This is a genomic window from Rhodococcus sp. BP-332 (assembly GCF_019836065.1).
Taxonomy (GTDB): domain Bacteria; phylum Actinomycetota; class Actinomycetes; order Mycobacteriales; family Mycobacteriaceae; genus Rhodococcoides.
On the sequence record NZ_JABUEC010000001.1, the window covers coordinates 918936 to 938267 of the forward strand.

Sequence of the window (19332 nt, forward strand, 5' to 3'; positions counted from 1 at the left end):
ATCAGTGGTGCGCGGCGCGGGGACCGCCACTGCGACGCGCAGCGCGGTTGGCGGACTTGGCGTCCGCGGCGTCGAAACGGTCGTAGGCGTCGACGATGTCGGAGACCAGTCGGTGCCGGACCACGTCGCTGCTGTCGAGCTTGGCGAAGTGGATGTCGTCGATGTCCACCAGGATCTCGGTGGCGGCACGCAGTCCCGAACGCGATCCCCCGGGGAGATCCACCTGGGTGATGTCACCGGTGACGACGATCTTCGAGTTGAAGCCGAGGCGGGTCAGGAACATCTTCATCTGCTCGGCCGTGGTGTTCTGCGCCTCGTCGAGGATGATGAACGCGTCGTTCAGCGTGCGGCCACGCATGTAGGCCAGCGGTGCGACCTCGATGATGCCCGCCTGCATGAGCTTCGGGATGGCTTCGACGTCCATCATGTCGTGCAACGCGTCGTGGAGCGGACGCAGGTACGGATCGATCTTGTCGTGCAGTGTGCCGGGGAGGAACCCGAGTCGCTCCCCCGCCTCGACGGCCGGGCGCGTGAGGATGATGCGGCTGACCTGCTTCGCCTGCAGAGCCTGCACCGCCTTGGCCATGGCCAGGTAGGTCTTGCCCGTTCCGGCGGGACCCACGCCGAACACGATGGTGTTGGCGTCGATCGCGTCGACGTAGCGCTTCTGGTTCAGCGTCTTGGGCCGGATGGTCTTGCCGCGTCGGGACAGGATGTCCAGGCTCAGGACCTCGGCGGGAGACTCGCTCACGCCGCGGCTGAGCATCGCGACGGTGCGCCGCACCGCGTCCGGAGTGACCGGTCCGCCGGCGACCACGACGGCGGCGAGCTCGGTGAGCACCCGCTTGCCGACGGCGATGTCGGACGGTGCCCCCTCGAACGTGACGACGTTGCCGCGTACGTGGATCTCGGCGGAGAGCACCTGCTCGAGCGCCCGGAGGTTACCGTCGGCGGACCCGAGCAGAGGGAACATCACGGCGGGGTCGAGTTCGATGGACTCGGTCACACGCGCCTCGGTCAGAACCGGGCGTGAGGACTGCCGCTTCTGCGCGCGGGACGCACGAGTGGTGTCCTGCGCATCGTCACCTCTGGTGCCGACGAAAGGGATGTTGTCACTCACGTGGTGGCTATGGCCTTCTCTCGGGTTTCGATACTCGGTTCGCCGCGACGGGAACCTCTCACCACCTTAACGTCTCCCCCGAGAAGCGCATTCCAGTATGTCGCGCGCAACCCTCGTAGCTGCCCCTTCCCGCACACGGGCCGGGCGGCGCCAGGTGCTCCGGTTGCAACAACCTGCTCCGGTCACAACAGGAGCGGGTTGCGGAAACCGGAGCACGTGCACCAGCGGCCCGCGCCGCAGATCAAGCAGGGGGCGCGCCGGACCAGCGATCGGTCAGGACGCCGAGCGCGCCCAACGCCACGGCCGCCGCGGTCGATGTCCGCAGGACGGTCGGCCCCAGGAGCGCGGGCGTCGCGCCGGCACCGACGAGCATGTCGATCTCCGTGTCGTCGAGCCCGCCCTCGGGTCCGACGACGAGCACCACCTCGGGTGCGCCGCGGAACGGGAGGTCCGCGAAGGCCCCGGGCGCAGCCTCGTGCAGCGCGACCACGATGCCCCCACGTGCGACGACGCCCTCGACCAGGCTGCGCACCATCTGAGTGTCGTGCAGGTCGGCGACGTCGGGAACGAAGGCACGCCGCGCCTGCTTGGCGGCCGCGGAGGCAGCGTTCCGCCACTTCGCGACACCTTTGACGGCCTTCGGGCCGTCCCATCGCGACACGCAGCGCAGCGACTGCCACGGCACGATCGCGTCCGCACCCGCCTCGGTCGCCGTCTCGACGGCCAGTTCCGAGCGCTCCGACTTCGGGAGCGCCTGGATCACGGTCACCGTGGGCCGGGGCGGCTCCGCGGTGGTGACGGAGAGCACCGTGAACGAGAGCCGGGCCTTCTCGACGCCGGTGACCTCGACGGCCGCGAGCGAGCCGCGGCCGTCCGACAGCACCAGCCGCTCACCGACGGTCGTCCGGCGCACCGTGGCCGCGTGCCGACCTTCGGCCCCGTCCAACGCGCCCGACTCCCCCGGAGACGGCAGCGGATCGAGGAAGTAGACGGTCGCCGCCACCAGTGGTCCCCCGCCCGATCAGCGACTGAAGGCGTCGCGCAGACGGGAGAACAGTCCCCCGGTGTGCTGCGATGCGGTGGTGACCACCTCGGCGTTGTCGCGTTCGCGGTGAGTGCGCAGTTGCTGCAGCAACTTGGTCTCCGTGGAGTCCAGGCGGGCCGGGACGACCACCTCGAGGTGCGCGTGCAGATCGCCGCGGACACCGCTGCGCAGCTTGGGCATGCCGTGACCGCGCAGGACCTGCACCGAGCCGGGCTGCGTGCCGGGGTCGACGGTGATCGTCGTGGGACCGTCGAGAATCGCGTCGACGCTGACGGACGTGCCCAGGGCGGCGTCCGCCATCGGCACGCGGATGGTGCAGTGCAGATCGTCGCCGTCGCGGACGAACACGTCGTGCGACTTCTCGACCACCTCGGCGTACACGTCACCGGCGGGACCGCCGCCGGGGCCGACCTCGCCCTGCGCCGCGAGGCGGATGCGCATCCCGCTGCCGACACCGGCCGGCACCTTCACGGCCAGTTCGCGGCGGGCACGCACGCGCCCGTCGCCGCCACACTTGCGGCAGGGATCGGGGATCGTCTCGCCCGCGCCGCGGCAGGTGGGGCACGGACGCGCCGTCATGACCTGTCCGAGGAACGACCGCTGGACCGACTGGACCTCGCCGGCACCGTTGCACGTCTCACAGCGGACCGGCGTCGAGTCGCCGTTGGTCCCGGAACCGGTGCACACGTCGCACAGCACGGCCGTCTCGACGGCGATGTGCTTGGTGACGCCGGTGGCGCACTCCTCCAGCGTCAGCGTGGTGCGCAGCAGCGAGTCCGAGCCGGGCTGGACGCGACCGCGGGGTCCGCGGGTGCCGCCGCCGTTGCCGCCGAAGAACGCCTCGAACACGTCGCCCAGTCCGCCGCCGAAGCCGGCACCGCCGAAGCCGCCTGCTCCGCCTCCGCCGCCACTCTCGAGCGGATCGCCACCGAGATCGACGATGCGTCGCTTCTCGGGATCGGACAGCACCTCGTACGCGGAGCTGATGTCCTTGAAGCGGGCCTGGGCCGACTCGTCGGGGTTGACGTCGGGGTGGAACTCACGCGCGAGTTTGCGATACGCGCGCTTGATCTCCTGGTCCGACGCCTTGTTGTCGACGCCCAGAGTTCCGTAATAGTCGCGTGCCACGTGTGTACTCATATCCTCTTGGTGGAAGGTGGGTCGGGAAAAGTTCGGGTGGGGCAGGTGAGTGCACCGGCCGTCATCGTTCGGCCAGCACCTCTCCGATGTATCGAGCAACAGCCGCGACCGACGCGATCGTTCCCGGGTAGTCCATGCGAGTGGGGCCGAGCACACCCATACCGCCCAGCACGTTGCCCGCCGAGCCGTAGCCGGTGGAGACCACCGAGGTGCCCCGCATCTCCGGGGCCATGGTCTCCTCGCCGATCCGGACGGTCACTCGGCCGGTGTCCTGGGTCGCCGCGATGAGCTTGAGCACCACGACCTGTTCCTCCAGCGCCTCGAGCACGGAGCGCAACGACCCCGGGAACCCACTGAGCGCGGCGAAGTCGGCGGCGTTGCGCGTCAGGTTGGCGGTCCCCCCGAGCACGAGCCGCTCCTCCGGGTGTTCGACGAGCGTCTCGACCAGCACGGTCGACGAGCGCACCACGGCGTCGCGCAGATCCTCGGGCGCCGTCTCGGCGAGTTCGGCCACCGCGGCCGACGCCAGGGCGAGACGCTTGCCCTCCAGCGCGCCGCCGAGCAGCGACCGCAGACGCGAGAGGTCCTCGTCGTCGATGACGTCGCCGAGTTCGACGATGCGCTGATCGACGCGGCCGGAGTCGGTGATGAGCACCAGCAACAGTCGCGCCGGCGTCAGGGCCACCACCTCGAGATGGCGGACCGACGACGCGGACAGGGTCGGGTACTGCACGACGGCGACCTGACGGGTCAGCTGGGCGAGCAGGCGAACACCGCGCCGCAGCACGTCGTCCAGGTCGACGCCGGTGTCGAGGAACTGCAGGATCGCCCGTCGCTCCGCCGCGGAGAGCGGCTTGACGTCGGCGATGCGGTCGACGAACTGCCGGTAGCCCTTGTCTGTGGGGATACGACCCGAGCTGGTGTGCGGCTGCGTGATGTAGCCCTCGGCCTCCAGCACGGCCATGTCGTTGCGCACGGTAGCGCTGGACACTCCCAGATTGTGTCGATCGACCAGTGCTTTCGATCCGATGGGCTCCTGCGTCGCGACATAGTCGGCGACCAGGGCACGCAGGACCTCGAAACGTCGATCCTCCGTACTCGACATCGCAACCCTCCTACGCTCGGGACCGGTGGCTGTGCGGGACCAGCCGATTCTAGTCGGCGACGCGCGGGTGCCCCATTCCGCTCGCCCGAGTCACTACTGTGACCGGTGTGATCTTCAAGGGAGTGCGCGACGGCAAGCCGTATCCGGAGCACGGTCTGTCGCTCCGCGACTGGTCCAAGATTCCGCCACGTCAGTTGCGCCTCGACGAGATCGTGACCACCACGAAGGTGCTCGAACTCGACCGTCTGCTGTCCGAGGACAGCACGTTCTACGGGGACCTGTTTCCCCATGCCGTGCATTACCACGGCGTCGTGTACCTCGAGGACGGCCTGCACCGGGCGGTGCGGGCTGCGCTGCGAAACCGTGTCGTCCTGCACGCGCGGGTGTTCGATTACGACGCGATCGGGGCCTGAAGTCGATAGGTTGTCCGCATGGACCCATGGACAGGCTGGCAGACCTTCTTCACAGACCTCTTCGCAGGCAGAGTCGATCTGATCGAACTGGTGACCTCGGCATTCGCCTACTTCTCCTGAGCGGCACTCACTCGAGAATGTCGCGCACGACCCCGTCGGCGAGCAACCGCCCACGGTCGGTGAGGACGTACCGATCGCCCAGACGGACGAGCAGTCCGTCGGACGCGATCGAGTCCGCACGGGCCACCTCGTCCGTCGACAGATCACCAGCGGCCATTCCCGCCCGCAGCCGCGCGGTCAACATGACACGTTCCATGTGTTGCTCGTCGCTCGTGAGAGATTCGCTGTCCGCGATCGGCAGCGCCCCGTTCGCCAGCGTCTCCGCGTATCGCGCCGGATGCTTGACGTTCCAGAACCGCGTCCCGTTCACATGGCTGTGTGCGCCGGGACCGATGCCCCACCAGTCACCGCCGTCCCAGTACCCCAGGTTGTGCCGGCACTCCGCACCGTCGCCCCGCGCCCAGTTGGACACCTCGTACCACCCGAAGCCGGCCGCGCCGAGACGCGCGTCGATCCGCTCGTAGCGCGACGCCAGCACGTCGTCGTCCGGAGCCGGGAGCTCGCCCCGGCGCACCCGTCTCGCCAGGGCCGTCCCGTCCTCGACGATGAGCGCGTACGCGGACACGTGGTCGACACCGGCGTCGAGCACCGCCGTCAACGACGCGTCGAGGTCGTCGTCACTCTCTCCCGGCGTTCCGTAGATGAGGTCGAGGTTCACGTGGTCGAACCCGGCCGCCGCCGCTTCCCGTGCCGCGTCCCCGGCGCGTCCCGGGGTGTGGGTGCGGTCGAGGATCGCGAGCACGTGCGGTGCCGCCGACTGCATGCCCAACGACACACGTGTGTAGCCGGCCGCGCGGATTCCGTCGAAGAAGGCCGGCGACGTCGACTCGGGATTCGACTCCGTCGTCACCTCGGCATCGGCCGAGAACGTGAAGGACGAGCGCGCGGCACCGAGGAGATCGGCGAGGCCGTCGGCACCGAGCAGCGACGGCGTTCCGCCGCCCACGAACACGGTGTCGACGCTGGGCACGCTGCCCGACTCCCGCGCGAACGTCGCCGCGGCGAGGTCGAGCTCGCGGCGCACCCCGTCGAGCCAGGACTGCGGTGACGCCGACGTTCCGAGCTCCCCGGCGGTGTAGGTGTTGAAGTCGCAGTAACCGCAGCGCGTCGCGCAGAACGGCACATGGAGGTAGAGGCCGAACGGCGCGGCCGGACGATCGACGAACGACTCGGGTGCGAGCACACCGACAGCGGGAGGAGCGAGTGGAACGGGGATCACCGGACCAGTGTCCTCCTCCCTCCTCGTCGACGCCCTGGTCGGGGGAGGCACCCGCGTCGTGGCAGAATGGGGCTCATGACAGTCGTGGAGATCATGCTCGTGGCTCGGCGCCACGTCGATCTCGCACGCGTCTGCAGCTGTCTGAGGCCGCTCGTCTGACTTTCCCGCCAGCCCGCACACCCCCCGGCCGGTCAGGGACGAGGTGTGCGGACCAGCCCTCCGAGACACCCCTTCCTGTTCGGCGCCCGACCTTGGAGCGCCCATGACGAACACCCCCGACACCGCTGCGCCGCGCGCACGGTCGACCCGTCCCGCCAAGCGGAGGTCCGAGGGCCAGTGGGCACTCGGCTACCGGGAACCGCTCAACGCGAACGAACAGAGCAAGAAGGACGACAACCCGCTCAACGTCCGCGCGCGGATCGAGAACATCTACTCCAAGCAGGGTTTCGACAGCATCGACAAGGCCGATCTGCGCGGGCGCTTCCGCTGGTGGGGGCTCTACACCCAGCGCGAGCAGGGCTACGACGGCACCTTCACGGGCGACGAGAACATCGACCTGCTCGAAGCGAAGTACTTCATGATGCGCATCCGCTGCGATGCCGGCGCACTCAGCGCGTTGCAGTTGCGCACTCTGGGTGAGATCTCGCAGGAGTTCGGCCGCGACACCGCCGATCTGTCCGACCGGGAGAACGTGCAGTACCACTGGATCGAGGTGGAGAACGTCCCCGAGATCTGGCGCCGCATCGAGTCTGTCGGTCTGAAGACCACCGAGGCGTGCGGCGACTGCCCCCGCGTCGTGCTGGGTTCCCCGCTCGCCGGCGAGTCGCTCGACGAGGTCCTCGATCCCACGCCCGCCATCGACGAGATCGTCGAGCGCTACATCGGCCGGCCGGAGTACTCGAACCTCCCCCGCAAGTTCAAGACCGCGATCTCCGGCCAGCAGGACGTGGTCCACGAGGTCAACGACATCGCCTTCATCGGGGTGAACCATCCCGAGCACGGTCCCGGCCTCGACGTCTGGGTCGGCGGCGGTCTGTCCACCAATCCGATGCTCGCGCAGCGACTCGGGGTCTGGGTGCCGCTGCACGAGGTCGCCGACGTGTGGGAAGGCGTCGTCTCGATCTTCCGTGACTACGGGTACCGGCGTCTGCGCAACAAGGCGCGGCTGAAGTTCCTGGTCAAGGACTGGGGCGTGGAGAAGTTCCGGGAAGTGCTCGAGACCGAGTACCTGAAGCGGCCGCTGCTCGACGGCCCCGCCCCCGAGAAGCCGACCCGGCCCGTCGACCACGTCGGGGTCCAGAAGCTGAAGAACGGCCTCAACGCCGTCGGACTCGCCCCCATCGCTGGCCGTGTCTCCGGCACCATCCTGACGAAGGTCGCCGACGCGGCCGCGCGGGCAGGGTCGGATCGAATCCGCTTCACCCCGTACCAGAAGCTCATCGTCCTGGACATCTCCGACGAGAAGCTCGAGGACTTCATCGCCGAGATGGACGCGCTGGGTCTGCCGGCGCGGCCGTCCATCTGGCGCAAGAACCTGATGGCGTGCAGCGGCATCGAGTTCTGCAAGCTGTCCTTCGCCGAGACCCGCAAGCGTTCGCAGGTGCTCGTCCCCGAACTCGAGCAGCGGCTGGCCGACGTCAACGCGCAGCTCGACGTCCCCATCACCGTGAACATCAACGGCTGCCCCAACTCGTGCGCTCGTTCGCAGGTCGCCGACATCGGGTTCAAGGGCCAACTGGTGGACGACGGTGACGGCGGACAGGTGGAGGGCTTCCAGGTCCATCTCGGTGGAAGCCTCGGCTTCGACAGTGCCTTCGGCCGGAAGTTGCGCCAGCACAAGGTCACCAGCGCCGAGCTGGGCGACTACATCGACCGGGTCGTCCGCAACTTCGTCAAGCAGCGCGACGAGGGCGAGCGGTTCGCGCAGTGGGCCGTACGCGCCGACGACGCGGATCTGCAGTGAGCGAGCACGGGAATCGCGTGTCCCGCCCTCGCGTTGTCTCCTGGACCGTCCGCCCGCGAAAGGTTGTCTCATGAGCGTCGCCACCCATCGCCACCTGACCGAGTCCGAGCTCCGCGCCATCGCCGAGCGGGGTGCGCGGGAGATGGACGGCGCCTCGGCGGACGAGCTCATGCGCTGGACCGAGGACACCTTCGGCGACGACTACATCGTCGCGTCGAACATGCAGGACGGCGCGCTGGTCCATCTGGCCGCGCAGGTGCATCCGGGTGTCGACGTGCTCTTCCTGGAGACCGGCTACCACTTCGCCGAGACCATCGGTACTCGTGACGCCGTCGAGTCGGTCTACGGGGTCAACGTCATCGACGCGAAGACGACCGTGTCGGTGGCCGAGCAGGACAGGCTCGAGGGCAAGGATCTCTTCGCCCGCGATCCCGCACGCTGCTGCGCACTGCGCAAGGTCGTGCCGCTGAAGCGTGAGCTGGCGAACTACAGCGCCTGGGTCACCGGCATCCGCCGCGTCGAGGCACCCACGCGCGCCAACTCGCCGCTGATCTCCTTCGACGAGGCGTTCGGCCTGGTGAAGATCAACCCGATCGCGGCGTGGTCCGACGACGAGATGCAGTCCTACATCGACGAGCACGGCATCCTCGTGAACCCGCTCGTCGACGAGGGCTACCCGTCGATCGGGTGCGCACCGTGCACGGCCAAGCCCGCTCCCGGAGCGGACCCGCGCAGCGGTCGCTGGGCCGGCAGCACCAAGACCGAGTGCGGACTGCACTCGACCGAGGAAGGAACCCGATGACAGCCGCCACGAGCGTGGACGTCACCCACGTCGACGAGCTCCGGGCACTCGAGGCCGAGTCCGTGCACATCATCCGCGAGGTGGTGGCCGAGCTCGAACGACCCGTACTGCTGTTCTCGGCGGGCAAGGACTCCATCGTCCTGCTCCGCCTGGCGGAGAAGGCGTTCCGCCCCTCCCCCGTTCCCTTCCCGGTGATGCACGTCGACACCGGACACAACTTCCCCGAGGTCATCGAGTTCCGCGACCGACGACTCGAGGAGGGCGGCCATCGCCTCGTCGTCGCGTCCGTCCAGGAGTCGATCGACTCCGGTCGCGTCCGCGAGGTCGGCGGGTCCTCCGGCTCACGCAACCGTCTCCAGACCCGGACGTTGCTGGACGCGTTGGAGGAGAACAAGTTCGACGCCGCCTTCGGTGGTGCGCGGCGCGACGAGGAGCGTGCGCGCGCCAAGGAGCGTGTGCTGAGCTTCCGCGACGAGTTCGGCCAGTGGGATCCGCGGGCCCAACGCCCCGAGCCGTGGTCGCTGTACAACGGCCGCATCAAGCGCGGTGAGCAGGTCCGCGTGTTCCCGCTGAGCAACTGGACCGAGCTGGACATCTGGCGGTACATCGAGCTCGAGCAGCTCGAACTGCCGTCCATCTACTTCGCCCACGAGCGCGAGGTGTTCGAGCGCGACGGCATCCTGCTCGCCACCTCGGAGTTCACCTCCCCGACCGAGCACGAGACCGCTGCCGTCGAGATGGTGCGCTACCGCACGGTGGGCGACCTCACCATCACCGGCGCCGTGCGCTCGCACGCCACCGACATCGCCGGGGTGATCACGGAGATCTCCGCGGCCACCGTGTCCGAGCGCGGCGAGACCCGCGCCGACGACCGCACGTCCACAGCCGCGATGGAAGATCGCAAGCGCGAGGGGTACTTCTGATGACCATCACCAATCCGCTTCCGGTGTCGGACGTTCCGGTGTCCCCGGCTCCCACCGCCCCGCGTCAGCTGCTGCGCATCGCCACGGCCGGCTCCGTCGACGACGGCAAGTCCACTCTCATCGGGCGGCTGCTGCACGACACGGACAGTCTTCCGCTCGATCACCTCGACGCCGTGACCGACGAGGAGGGCGTGGCCGACCTCGCCGCCCTGTCGGACGGTCTGCGTGCCGAGCGCGAGCAGGGCATCACCATCGATGTCGCCTACCGCTTCTTCTCCACGCCGAGTCGCAGCTACGTCCTCGCAGACACCCCGGGACACGAGCGCTACACGCGCAACATGTTCACGGGAGCCTCCAACGCGAACGTCGCCATCCTGCTCGTGGACGCCCGCGCCGGCGTGTTGCGGCAGACGCGTCGTCACGCCCGGATCGCGACGCTCGTGGGTGTCGACCGCCTGGTGGCGACCGTCAACAAGATGGATCTCATCGACTTCGACGAGTCCCGCTTCCGTGACGTCGAGCGCGAGCTCGCCGACCTCGGTGCCCGCCTCGGCACGGAGATTCTGGTCATCCCGATCGCGGCGAAGCTGGGCGACAACGTCGTTCGGCCGTCCTCGACCATGCCCTGGTACACGGGCCCCACTCTGCTCGATCACCTCGAGAGCATCGACCTGGTCGCTCCCGCACCGGTCGCCACGGAGCTGCGGTTGCCCGTGCAGTGGGTCTCTCGCCCCACCGACGGCGAACGCCGTCGGTACACCGGCCGGCTGTCCGCCGGCACCGTGCAGATCGGCGACTCGATCGTCGCGCTGCCGTCCGGATCGCGCAGCGTGGTCACGGCGCTCGACACGCTGGACGACGCCCGCGACGTCGCCGTGGCTCCGCTCAGCGTCTCCGTCGAACTGGCCGACGACATCGACGTGGCCCGCGGCGACGTCCTGGTCAGTGGCGAGCCCGACGCCCACCTGCCCACGCTCGCACGGGAATTCGATGCCACCGTGTGCTGGCTGGCGGAGGCACCTCTCGGTGTCGGCGACCGACTGGCGATCAAGCACACCACCACCACGGTGCGCGCGACGGTGCAGCGCATCCACTCGCGACTCGATCCGGAGACGCTCGACGAGCATCCCGGCTCGGAGAACCTGTCGCTCAACGACATCGCACGGGTGACGCTGCGGACCAGTGCGGTGATCGTGACCGACGACTACGCGGACAACCGCGACTCCGGTGCGTTCATCCTGCTGGACGAGCACACGAACGACACCGTGGCCGCGGGCATCATCGAGGGGTCCCGCGCGGTGCTCGACCGCTCGGACACCCCGTCCTGGGTTCCGTCGTCGATCACCCGCGACGAGCGTGTCCGCCGTACCGGTCAGCACGGTGCGACGATCTGGCTCACCGGCCACCCGTCCTCGCACAAGGCCGCGGTCGCCGTCGCGCTCGAGGACGCACTGACCGCCTCCGGTCGCACCGCCTACATCGTCGGCGGTGACAACGTCCGCGGAGTCCTCGACATCGACGCCGCAGCCGGAACCCGCGCCGCGACGGTGCAACTCGCCCGGTTGGCCCGGTTGTTCGCGGATGCCGGAGTGGTCGCGATCGTGCCCATCTCGTCGGCGGACGGCGAGGATCTCGCTGCCGCGCGAGTCGAGATCGCTGCGGCCGGGATCCCGGTCACCGATCACCACGTCGATGCCGACGACACCGCGACGCCGGCCGAGGTCGCGGCAGCCGTGCTGCGCGCATCGAACGCGTAAGGAAGAGACGCCCCCGCGTCGAGACGACGTCAGGAACCGCCGACGACGGCAGTGGAGCATGCAGGGTCGAGTCATGACCTTGCGTGAACTACTGCCGTCGCTGTCGTCTCCGGACGATGCTCGTGCGCTGTGGCCCGGGGAGATTCACACCCACGGGGGCAGGCTGTGTGTCCGAAGCGACGGGCGCGCCGAGACGTTCCTCGACGATCTGTGCGACGAGTACGGCGACGCCGTGGCCGTCCGAGCGGGCACCGCGGTGGTCACGGTGACCCGAGTCCGGTCGGTGGACGTGTACCGAGGGCTCCTCCGCGTCGTCACGACCGGTGCCGACTCGGGTGTCGCCCCGGTGTCCGTCCGCCTCGCCTCGCGCCATCCGGTGTGCCGACCGGTTCCGTGTTGCCTCTGCACCCGGTCGGGGCGCTGCGTGTGCCCCGCGCTCGACCTGCCGTCGGACATCCACGCCGGCGACGTGCTGGCGATGGTCACGCGATGCGGTGATCCGGCGTTCCGTGGCCCGACCGTGTGTGTCCGGTCGGGGTGCGTCGAACGCGCGTGAGTCAGCCGGGGATCACCGGCACGCGCGTGGCACGCACGTACACGGTCTCCCCGCTCTGCAGCCCCAGCGCCTCGTTGTCGCCGCGGGTGATCTGCGCGAAGAACAGCTCGTTGGTGGCGCCGTTGCGCAGCTCCACCCGCACCTCGAAGCCCAGGTGCACGACACGCTCGACGGTCGCCCGCAACACCCCCGCGTTCTCGGCCGTGCCGGTCTGCTGCGCGTTCGCGAGATCCGGTGTGCGGCCGACCCGGATGTCGTGCGGACGGACCAGCTGGCCGTTGAGCCGCGACACCTCGCCGAGGAAGGACATGACGAAATCGTTCGCCGGGGTGTCGTAGAGATCGCGAGGGGCGCCCACCTGTTCGATCCGGCCCTTGTTCATGACCGCGATCCGGTCGGCGACGTCCAGCGCCTCCTGCTGATCGTGCGTGACGAGCACCGTGGTGACGTGCACCTCGTCGTGCAGTCGACGGAGCCACGTGCGGAGATCGGCCCGCACCTTGGCGTCCAGGGCACCGAACGGCTCGTCGAGCAGCAGCACCCGCGGATCCACGGCGAGCGCGCGGGCCAGGGCCATGCGCTGACGCTGTCCACCGGACAGTTGCGCCGGGAAGCGCGTCTGGAAACCCGAGAGGCCGACGATGTCGAGCAGCTGATCGACGCGCTCGTCGATCTCGGCCTTGGGCCGCTTGCGGATCTCGAGCCCGAAGGCGACGTTCTTGCGCACGGTGAGGTGCTTGAACGCGGCGTAGTGCTGGAAGACGAATCCGATGTCGCGCTTCTGCGGACTGACGGTGGTGACGTCGTCGCCGGCGATGACCACCACGCCGGAGTCCAGCTCCTCGAGTCCGGCGATCGACCGCAACAGTGTCGACTTGCCCGACCCGCTGGGCCCCAGCAGCGCCGTCAACGATCCGGACGGGATGTCGAGGGACACGTCGTCGAGGGCCGCGAAGTCGCCGTAGTTCTTCCGCGCTCCCCGGACGGAGATCTCGATGCCGCCCGTGCGCTCCTCTGTCGTCGTGGTCGTCGTCGTCACGGTGCTCATTCCTTGGTTCGCTTGCGGTCCAGAACCGTCATCAGCAACAACACGATGACGGCGACGACCATGAGAAGTGTCGACGCGGCGTACGCGCCCGGTTGGTTGAAGTCCTCGTACCTGGCGTTCACCAGCAGCGTCAGCGTCTGCGAGATGCCCGGCAGGTTGGTGGAGACGATGATGACGGCACCGAACTCGCCGAGCGCGCGGGCGACCGTCAGGACGACGCCGTACGTCAGCCCCCAGCGGATGGCGGGAAGTGTGATGCGCCAGAAGGTCTGCCACGACGTCGCGCCCAGCGTGGCCGCGGCCTCCTCCTGTTCCTGTCCGATCTCGTGCAGCACCGGTTCCACCTCGCGCACCACGAACGGCAGCGTGACGAAGATGGTGGCCAGTACCATGCCGGGCAGCGCGAAGATGATCGTGATGCCCCACTCGGCGAGGAAGCCGAACCAGCCGCCGGCACCCCACAGCAGGATGAGCGCGACACCCACGATGACCGGGGACACCGCGAACGGGAGATCGACGACCGCCTGCACGAGACCCTTGCCACGGAAGTTGCCGCGCGCGAGAGCCAGGGCCGTGACGACGCCGAACACCACGTTCAGCGGCACGACGATCGCGACGATGATCAGCGACAACTGCAACGCCGACTGTGCGGCCGGTGTGGTGATGAGCTGGAAGAACGAGACGATGCCGTTCTCGAACGTGCGGTACAGGATCGCGCCCAGCGGGAACACCACCAGCACGGCCAAGTAGAGCAGAGCGACCGTACGGAGGCTCAGTCGAGTTCCGGTGGACAGCTTCACTTCTGCTCCTCCCGCCGGGCGAGGCGGCTACCGGAGATGCGCAGCACGAACAGCACCACGAAGGCGATGAGCAACAGCACCACCGAGATCGCGGCCGCGTCGACGGGCTGATCGGTCTCGATCTGCTCGCGGATGAGCTGCGACGCGATCTGCGTCTCGCCGGGAATGTTGCCACCGATGAGGACGACCGATCCGAACTCGCCGAGTGCCCGCGAGAAGGCCAGTCCGGCACCCGAGAGGATCGACGGCAGCAGCACCGGCAGCACGACCCGCCGGAAGATCACCAGATTGCTCGCACCGAGCGAGGCGGCCGCTTCCTCCACTTCCCGGTCGAGCTCGATGAGGACCGGCTGCACCGCGCGGACGACGAACGGAAGCGTGACGAAGGCGAGGGCGAGCACGACACCGGCCTTGGTGGCGTTCAACGTGATGCCCACCGGACTCATCGGTCCGTACAGCGACAGGAGCACCAGGCTCGCGACGATGGTGGGCAGGGCGAACGGCAGGTCGATCAGGGCGTTGACGACGGACTTGCCCGGGAAGTCGTCTCGCACCAACACCCAGGCGATGACGGTGCCCATCACCACGTTGATCAGCGCCGCCACCACCGAGACCTGCACCGTCACGCGCAGAGTGGCCAGCGCCCGCGGATCGGTGACCGCGTCCCAGAACTCGGCGGGTCCGTCGGACAGGGAGCGACTCAGCACGGCCGCCAGGGGCAGCAGGACGATGATCGAGAGCCACAGGACGACGGTGCCGAGCGTGAGCGATCCCCCGGGAAGATGGGAGGCCGGCCGGCGAGAGGCGGGAAGGCCGGAGGCCGGCCGGCGACGGGCGGCAAGGCCGGAGGCCGGGCGGCGAGGGAGGAACTTTCGCCGACCGGCGACCTCTGTCGTCATGGTCAGCTCGATGCCTTGTAGATCGCGTTGATGGCACCGTTCTCGCCGAACAGGTCACTGTCCACCGCAGCCCAGCCACCGAGATCGTCGATGGTGTACAGCTTCTGCGGCGTCGGGAACTTGTCGGTGTAGTCGGCGGCGACTGCGGGGTCGACGGGACGGAAACCGCTGTCGGCCCAGATCTTCTGGCCGTCCGCGGTGTAGAGGTAGTCGTTCAACGCGTTGGCCTGCTCGAGATTCGCACTGGAGTTGATCACGGCGACGGGGTTGTCGATGCGGAAGGTCTGGTCCGGAACGATGTGCTCCACCGGCTGACCCTGCCCCTCGAGCAACAGCGCCTCGTTCTCGTAGCTGAGCAGGACGTCGCCCTGGCCCTGGAGGAACGCCTCGGACGCGGAGCGGCCGGAGTCGGGCTGCACCGGGAAGTGCTTCACCAGTTCGGTGACGTAGTCCAGGCCGGCCTGGCGATCCTGGCCGCCGTTGCTCACGGAGGCGTAGGGCGCCAACAAGTTCCACTTCGCCGAGCCGGAGCTGAGCGGGCTGGGGCTGATGACCTGCACGTCGGGGCGGATCAGGTCCTCCCACGTGCGAATGTTCTTCGGGTTGCCCGGTCGCGTCACGATGGACACCACGGAGCCGAACGGCACGCCACCGTAGGCGTTCTGGTTCCAGGCCTCGTCGACCTTGCCGGCCTTCACCAGTCGGGTGACGTCGGGCTCGACCGAGAAGTTGACGATGTCGGCCGGTGCGCCGTCGGCGACCTTGCGCGACTGGTTGCCCGAGGCGCCGTAGTCGGCGTTGATGGTGACGTTGTCACCGTTCTCGGTGGAGGCGAACGCGGCGCCGATGGCATCCCACCCGTTCTTGGGCACGGCGTACCCGACGAGGGTGAGCGACGGACCGGACGTGGACGCGGCGGTCTCACCGACGGTGTCGGAGGACCCGGTGGAGCACGCGGTCAGGGTGAGGGCGGCCGCGACGGCGGCGGCGGACAGCAGGCGGACACGACGTGATGGGAACACGGTGGACCTCTCGAAAAGTGCGGCACACGCGAGCGCGCGGCGGCACGGACATGAACAGCGGTGATGGACGGAACTGACGAGCGGAGCGCGCCGGAATCGGTGAGGGCGCGCCGTGTGGGGTCAGCGACAGTCGACGTCAGCGACCGCGAGCATGCCGACAGCGATCAGCGCCAGTTCATGGCGGATCGGGTGCGGGGCTGCGTCGGACACAGCCGAGAATTTAGCAGAAAGTCGGAGAGAGCCTGCTACCGAGTCAGCAGCCACGCGACGATCACCAGCACGATCAGCGCGATGAGGGCCAGGGTCACACGGGAGCGGGGCACGGTGTCACTTCTCTCGGGGGTCGGAGTCGCCGGTGGTCACGGCTGCGGGATCCCGGTCGGCGGGTGTCCGGCGGAAGTAGCGCCGCCTGGCATCGAAGAGCGCAGACAACACGATGTCGACGACGTGCGCGGTGAGTGCCGCTGCCGGCACGACCACCAGCAGGACGACGGCGACCTGGGGCACGAACGGCAACCCGGCGATCCAGAGTTCGACTCCGTCCCACCACGTGGCCACTGCGTTCACACCTCACGACAGTAGTCCCTCGCTCTCCGCGGTGGACTGGGGCGCCGGACGGCTTCATGATGGGCGGATGAGCCCGTTCGACGAACAGTCCGTGGTCCCCCGCGTCGCCAGCGCGGGGGAAGCCGTCTTCGGCCCCGGCGCGGCCGAGCCGGCCGAGGAGGGCGGCGCGCTCGACACCGTTCCCGGCACGGCCCAGACCTGGCTGCCGCATCGCACGACGTTTCCGCCGATCGACGACTACGCCTTCCTGTCGGACTGCGAGACCACGTGTCTGATCGCTCGCAACGGTGCGGTGGAGTGGATGTGCATTCCGCGACCGGACTCCCCCAGCATCTTCGGAGCGGTGCTCGATCGCGGCGCAGGGCAGTTCCGCATCGGCCCCTACGGTCAGAACGTGCCCGCGGCGCGGCGCTATCTCCCGGGCGGTCTGATCGTCGAGACCACGTGGCAGACCGAGACCGGATGGTTGGTGGTCCGCGACGCTCTGGTGATGGGCAAGTGGCACAACACGGACGAGCGCTCCCGCACGCACCGCCGGGCCCCGTCCGACTGGGACGCCGAGCACTGCCTCATCCGCAGTGTGAAGTGTGTCAGCGGAACGGTCGAGCTCGAGATGAGTTGTGAGCCCGCGTTCGACTACCACCGCAAGCCTGCCGTGTGGGAGTACACCGGCAACGTCTACGAGGAGGCGACGGCCACCGCCACGGCGGGCGACGGCACCGAACCCACTCTCAAGTTGACCACCAATCTGCGCATCGGCCTCGAGGGGCGAGAGGCCCGCGCCCGGACTCGGATGACGGAGGGCGACAACGTCTTCGTCGCGCTGTCGTGGTCGACGCTCGATCCTCCCCGCACCTTCGAGGAGTCCGCCGAGAAGATGTGGCAGACAGCGGAGTGCTGGCGCCAGTGGATCACCATCGGCCGCTTTCCCGACCATCCGTGGCGCGGGTTCCTGCAGCGCAGCGCGCTCACCCTCAAGGGTCTGACGTACGCACCGACCGGCGCGCTGCTCGCCGCGAGCACCACGTCGTTGCCGGAGACGCCGGGCGGAGAGCGGAACTGGGACTACCGGTACGCCTGGGTACGCGACTCCACCTTCGCCCTGTGGGGTCTGTACACGCTCGGGCTCGATCGCGAGGCCAACGACTTCTTCGCCTTCATCTCCGACGTGACGTCGGGCCCGGACGGCGAACCCGTTCCGCTGCAGGTGATGTACGGCATCGGCGGCGAACGCACGCTCGAGGAGGAGGAGCTCGGACACCTGTCCGGGTACGACGGAGCCGTCCCCGTGCGCATCGGTAACGGTGCCTACAACCAGGTGCAGCACGACATCTGGGGCACGATGCTCGATTCCGTCTACCTGCACGTGCGCTCGCGGGAGAATGTTCCGGAGTCGCTGTGGCCCTTGCTCAAGCGTCAGGTGGAGGAAGCGATCGAGCACTGGCGCGAGCCCGACCGGGGCATCTGGGAGGTACGTGGGGAACCGCAGCACTTCACGTCGTCCAAGGTGATGTGCTGGGTGGCGCTCGACCGCGGAGCGAAACTTGCTGTGCTGCACGGCGAGAAGGCGTACGCCGAGGAATGGTCGAGCATCGCCGACGAGATCAAGGCCGACGTTCTCGAGCACGGCGTCGACTCGCGCGGAGTCTTCACCCAGCGATACGGCGACGACTCACTCGACGCCTCGTTGCTGCTGGTGCCGCTCCTGCGGTTCCTGCCCTCGGACGACGAGCGCGTCCGGGCGACGGTGCTCGCCATCGCCGACGAGCTCACCGAGGACGGCCTGGTACTGCGCTACCGCGTCGACACCACGGACGATGGGCTCTCCGGCGAGGAGGGCACCTTCACCATCTGCTCGTTCTGGTTGGTGTCCGCACTGGTCGAGATCGGCGAACTGCACCGCGCGAAGCGACTGTGTGAACGGCTGCTCGGGTTCGCGAGCCCACTGAAACTCTACGCGGAGGAGATCGACGCGAAGACGGGTCGGCACCTGGGCAACTTCCCGCAGGCGTTCACCCACCTCGCGCTGATCAACGCCGTGGTGCACGTCATCCGGGCGGAGGAGGCAGCGCAGGCCGGGCAGTTCCAGCCCGCCCACGGCCACCCGCACTCGTGACGGTCAGTCGAGTCGGAGGGCGTTGACCCACAGGCGCGTCGCCGCGTGCACCAGCTGATCCGACGACCACGTCGGCGGCTCGCCGAGGGACGGCTCCACCACGAAATGGGTGAACGCCAGCCGGGAGATCATGCCCGACAACGCGAGTGATGCGACGACGGGATCCACGCCGCTGTCCGCCAGGCCTCGTCGCTGGAGACCGGCGATGCTGCGCGCGTTGCGACGGACGAACGCGTCGGCACGGTTGCGTCGGAGCCGCCGGAACCGGATGTCGATGGCCGCCACCTGTTCGAGCAGTTCCATCAGCTTCGCGTTGCGTTCGTACGCCTCGAAGTACGCGCGCGTGCTCGCCTCGATGACGGCGACCGGATCACCGTCGTCCGGCACGTGTTCGGTACCGGGGTGCATCATGTCGTCCTGCGACACCTCGAGCACCGCCGCGAAGATCTCTTCCTTGCTCGCGAAGTAGGTGTAGAACGTGCCGGACGAGCAGCGAGCCTCGGCGGTGATGTCCACCAGACGGGCGTCGAGGTACCCGGCACGCTCGAACACCACCCGTGCCGCCGCGACGAGCGCAGCGCGCGTGCGCACTCCGCGCGGCGTCGCCGGCGGAGTACGGAGCAGGTCCGCGTCGGCCAGCGACGGCGGATCGTCGTCGGCGGCGGACCCGGTGCCGGCCGGCGGGGTCCTGGTCATGGGTGTCCCCGCGGGAGCGAC

Annotated in this window: 19 protein-coding genes; 7 read left to right on the forward strand and 12 right to left on the reverse strand. The window is 68.8% G+C overall.

The features are described from left to right. Position 1: 1 nt before the first annotated feature. From HQ314_RS04270 to hrcA, 4 genes are all read right to left on the reverse strand, one after another. Entirely contained in the window at positions 2-1021 is a 1020-nt protein-coding gene (locus tag HQ314_RS04270; protein WP_056446329.1) for a PhoH family protein, read from the reverse strand. Between the two features lie 340 nt (positions 1022-1361). Beyond that, positions 1362-2123 carry a 16S rRNA (uracil(1498)-N(3))-methyltransferase gene (locus HQ314_RS04275; RefSeq protein ID WP_222649324.1) on the reverse strand — a complete coding sequence of 254 codons (762 nt, stop codon included), beginning with the start codon at positions 2121-2123 and terminating at the stop codon, positions 1362-1364. An 18-nt stretch (positions 2124-2141) separates the two neighbouring features. Then, the gene (gene dnaJ, locus HQ314_RS04280) at positions 2142-3293 is read right to left on the reverse strand and encodes a molecular chaperone DnaJ (protein WP_027505717.1); all 1152 of its coding nucleotides are present in this window, start codon (positions 3291-3293) and stop codon (positions 2142-2144) included. A 73-nt stretch (positions 3294-3366) separates the two neighbouring features. Continuing rightward, positions 3367-4410, reverse strand: coding sequence for a heat-inducible transcriptional repressor HrcA (hrcA, locus tag HQ314_RS04285; RefSeq protein ID WP_027505716.1), 1044 nt, complete (start codon positions 4408-4410; stop codon positions 3367-3369). Positions 4411-4517: 107 nt separating this feature from the next. Here hrcA and HQ314_RS04290 point away from each other — a divergent pair, with 107 nt between their 5' ends. After that, entirely contained in the window at positions 4518-4823 is a 306-nt protein-coding gene (locus HQ314_RS04290) for a type II toxin-antitoxin system VapB family antitoxin (RefSeq protein WP_027505715.1), read from the forward strand. A gap of 127 nt (positions 4824-4950) precedes the next feature. Here the strand turns inward: HQ314_RS04290 and hemW are convergent, their stop codons facing one another. Beyond that, positions 4951-6126 (reverse strand): radical SAM family heme chaperone HemW, encoded by a 1176-nt coding sequence (gene hemW / locus HQ314_RS04295; RefSeq protein WP_056446332.1) that lies wholly within the window; start codon positions 6124-6126, stop codon positions 4951-4953. 298 nt (positions 6127-6424) lie between these two features. On the opposite strand from hemW, the gene HQ314_RS04300 reads away from it, so the two are divergent. From HQ314_RS04300 to HQ314_RS04320, 5 genes are all read left to right on the forward strand, one after another. After that, positions 6425-8125: a nitrite/sulfite reductase gene (locus HQ314_RS04300; protein ID WP_056445789.1), complete on the forward strand. Its 1701-nt coding sequence runs from the start codon at positions 6425-6427 to the stop codon at positions 8123-8125. Between the two features lie 70 nt (positions 8126-8195). After that, entirely contained in the window at positions 8196-8927 is a 732-nt protein-coding gene (locus HQ314_RS04305) for a phosphoadenylyl-sulfate reductase (protein ID WP_027505713.1), read from the forward strand. Next, the gene (gene cysD / locus HQ314_RS04310; protein ID WP_222630395.1) at positions 8924-9850 is read left to right on the forward strand and encodes a sulfate adenylyltransferase subunit CysD; all 927 of its coding nucleotides are present in this window, start codon (positions 8924-8926) and stop codon (positions 9848-9850) included. Before HQ314_RS04305 ends, cysD begins: the two co-directional genes overlap by 4 nt. Continuing rightward, complete coding sequence (locus HQ314_RS04315) at positions 9850-11607, forward strand: GTP-binding protein (protein ID WP_222630393.1); 1758 nt, start codon at positions 9850-9852, stop codon at positions 11605-11607. The genes cysD and HQ314_RS04315 overlap by 1 nt, the downstream gene beginning before the upstream one ends. 73 nt (positions 11608-11680) lie before the next feature. Next, entirely contained in the window at positions 11681-12163 is a 483-nt protein-coding gene (locus HQ314_RS04320; RefSeq protein WP_222649326.1) for a hypothetical protein, read from the forward strand. Between the two features lies 1 nt (position 12164). On the opposite strand, the gene HQ314_RS04325 is transcribed toward HQ314_RS04320, so the two are convergent. From HQ314_RS04325 to HQ314_RS04345, 6 genes are all read right to left on the reverse strand, one after another. Beyond that, a complete protein-coding gene (locus HQ314_RS04325) occupies positions 12165-13202 on the reverse strand; it encodes a sulfate/molybdate ABC transporter ATP-binding protein (RefSeq protein WP_307108611.1) in 1038 nt (345 codons plus the stop codon). Between the two features lie 5 nt (positions 13203-13207). Beyond that, complete coding sequence (cysW, locus tag HQ314_RS04330) at positions 13208-14011, reverse strand: sulfate ABC transporter permease subunit CysW (protein ID WP_027505710.1); 804 nt, start codon at positions 14009-14011, stop codon at positions 13208-13210. Continuing rightward, on the reverse strand, positions 14008-14910 hold the full coding sequence (cysT, locus tag HQ314_RS04335; RefSeq protein WP_222649328.1) for a sulfate ABC transporter permease subunit CysT: 903 nt from the start codon (positions 14908-14910) through the stop codon (positions 14008-14010). The genes cysW and cysT overlap by 4 nt, the downstream gene beginning before the upstream one ends. A 2-nt stretch (positions 14911-14912) precedes the next feature. Continuing rightward, entirely contained in the window at positions 14913-15932 is a 1020-nt protein-coding gene (locus HQ314_RS04340) for a sulfate ABC transporter substrate-binding protein (RefSeq protein WP_222649329.1), read from the reverse strand. A 120-nt stretch (positions 15933-16052) separates the two neighbouring features. Further along, positions 16053-16196: an Ms4533A family Cys-rich leader peptide gene (locus tag HQ314_RS21845; RefSeq protein WP_374197809.1), complete on the reverse strand. Its 144-nt coding sequence runs from the start codon at positions 16194-16196 to the stop codon at positions 16053-16055. 63 nt (positions 16197-16259) lie between these two features. Further along, positions 16260-16499 carry a hypothetical protein gene (locus HQ314_RS04345; RefSeq protein ID WP_222649545.1) on the reverse strand — a complete coding sequence of 80 codons (240 nt, stop codon included), beginning with the start codon at positions 16497-16499 and terminating at the stop codon, positions 16260-16262. A gap of 67 nt (positions 16500-16566) precedes the next feature. Here HQ314_RS04345 and HQ314_RS04350 point away from each other — a divergent pair, with 67 nt between their 5' ends. Further along, the gene (locus HQ314_RS04350; protein WP_027505707.1) at positions 16567-18615 is read left to right on the forward strand and encodes a glycoside hydrolase family 15 protein; all 2049 of its coding nucleotides are present in this window, start codon (positions 16567-16569) and stop codon (positions 18613-18615) included. Between the two features lie 3 nt (positions 18616-18618). On the opposite strand, the gene HQ314_RS04355 is transcribed toward HQ314_RS04350, so the two are convergent. Next, the gene (locus HQ314_RS04355) at positions 18619-19311 is read right to left on the reverse strand and encodes a TetR/AcrR family transcriptional regulator (protein ID WP_051613349.1); all 693 of its coding nucleotides are present in this window, start codon (positions 19309-19311) and stop codon (positions 18619-18621) included. Positions 19312-19332 lie beyond the last annotated feature (21 nt).

Coding starts and splice junctions, on each gene's coding strand:
- hrcA (WP_027505716.1), bottom strand. CDS start 4,410: ATGTCGAGTACGGAGGATCGACGTTTCGAGGTCCTGCGTGCCCTGGTC.
- HQ314_RS04300 (WP_056445789.1), top strand. CDS start 6,425: ATGACGAACACCCCCGACACCGCTGCGCCGCGCGCACGGTCGACCCGT.
- HQ314_RS04305 (WP_027505713.1), top strand. CDS start 8,196: ATGAGCGTCGCCACCCATCGCCACCTGACCGAGTCCGAGCTCCGCGCC.
- cysD (WP_222630395.1), top strand. CDS start 8,924: ATGACAGCCGCCACGAGCGTGGACGTCACCCACGTCGACGAGCTCCGG.
- HQ314_RS04315 (WP_222630393.1), top strand. CDS start 9,850: ATGACCATCACCAATCCGCTTCCGGTGTCGGACGTTCCGGTGTCCCCG.
- HQ314_RS04320 (WP_222649326.1), top strand. CDS start 11,681: ATGACCTTGCGTGAACTACTGCCGTCGCTGTCGTCTCCGGACGATGCT.
- cysT (WP_222649328.1), bottom strand. CDS start 14,910: ATGACGACAGAGGTCGCCGGTCGGCGAAAGTTCCTCCCTCGCCGCCCG.
- HQ314_RS04350 (WP_027505707.1), top strand. CDS start 16,567: ATGAGCCCGTTCGACGAACAGTCCGTGGTCCCCCGCGTCGCCAGCGCG.
- HQ314_RS04355 (WP_051613349.1), bottom strand. CDS start 19,311: ATGACCAGGACCCCGCCGGCCGGCACCGGGTCCGCCGCCGACGACGAT.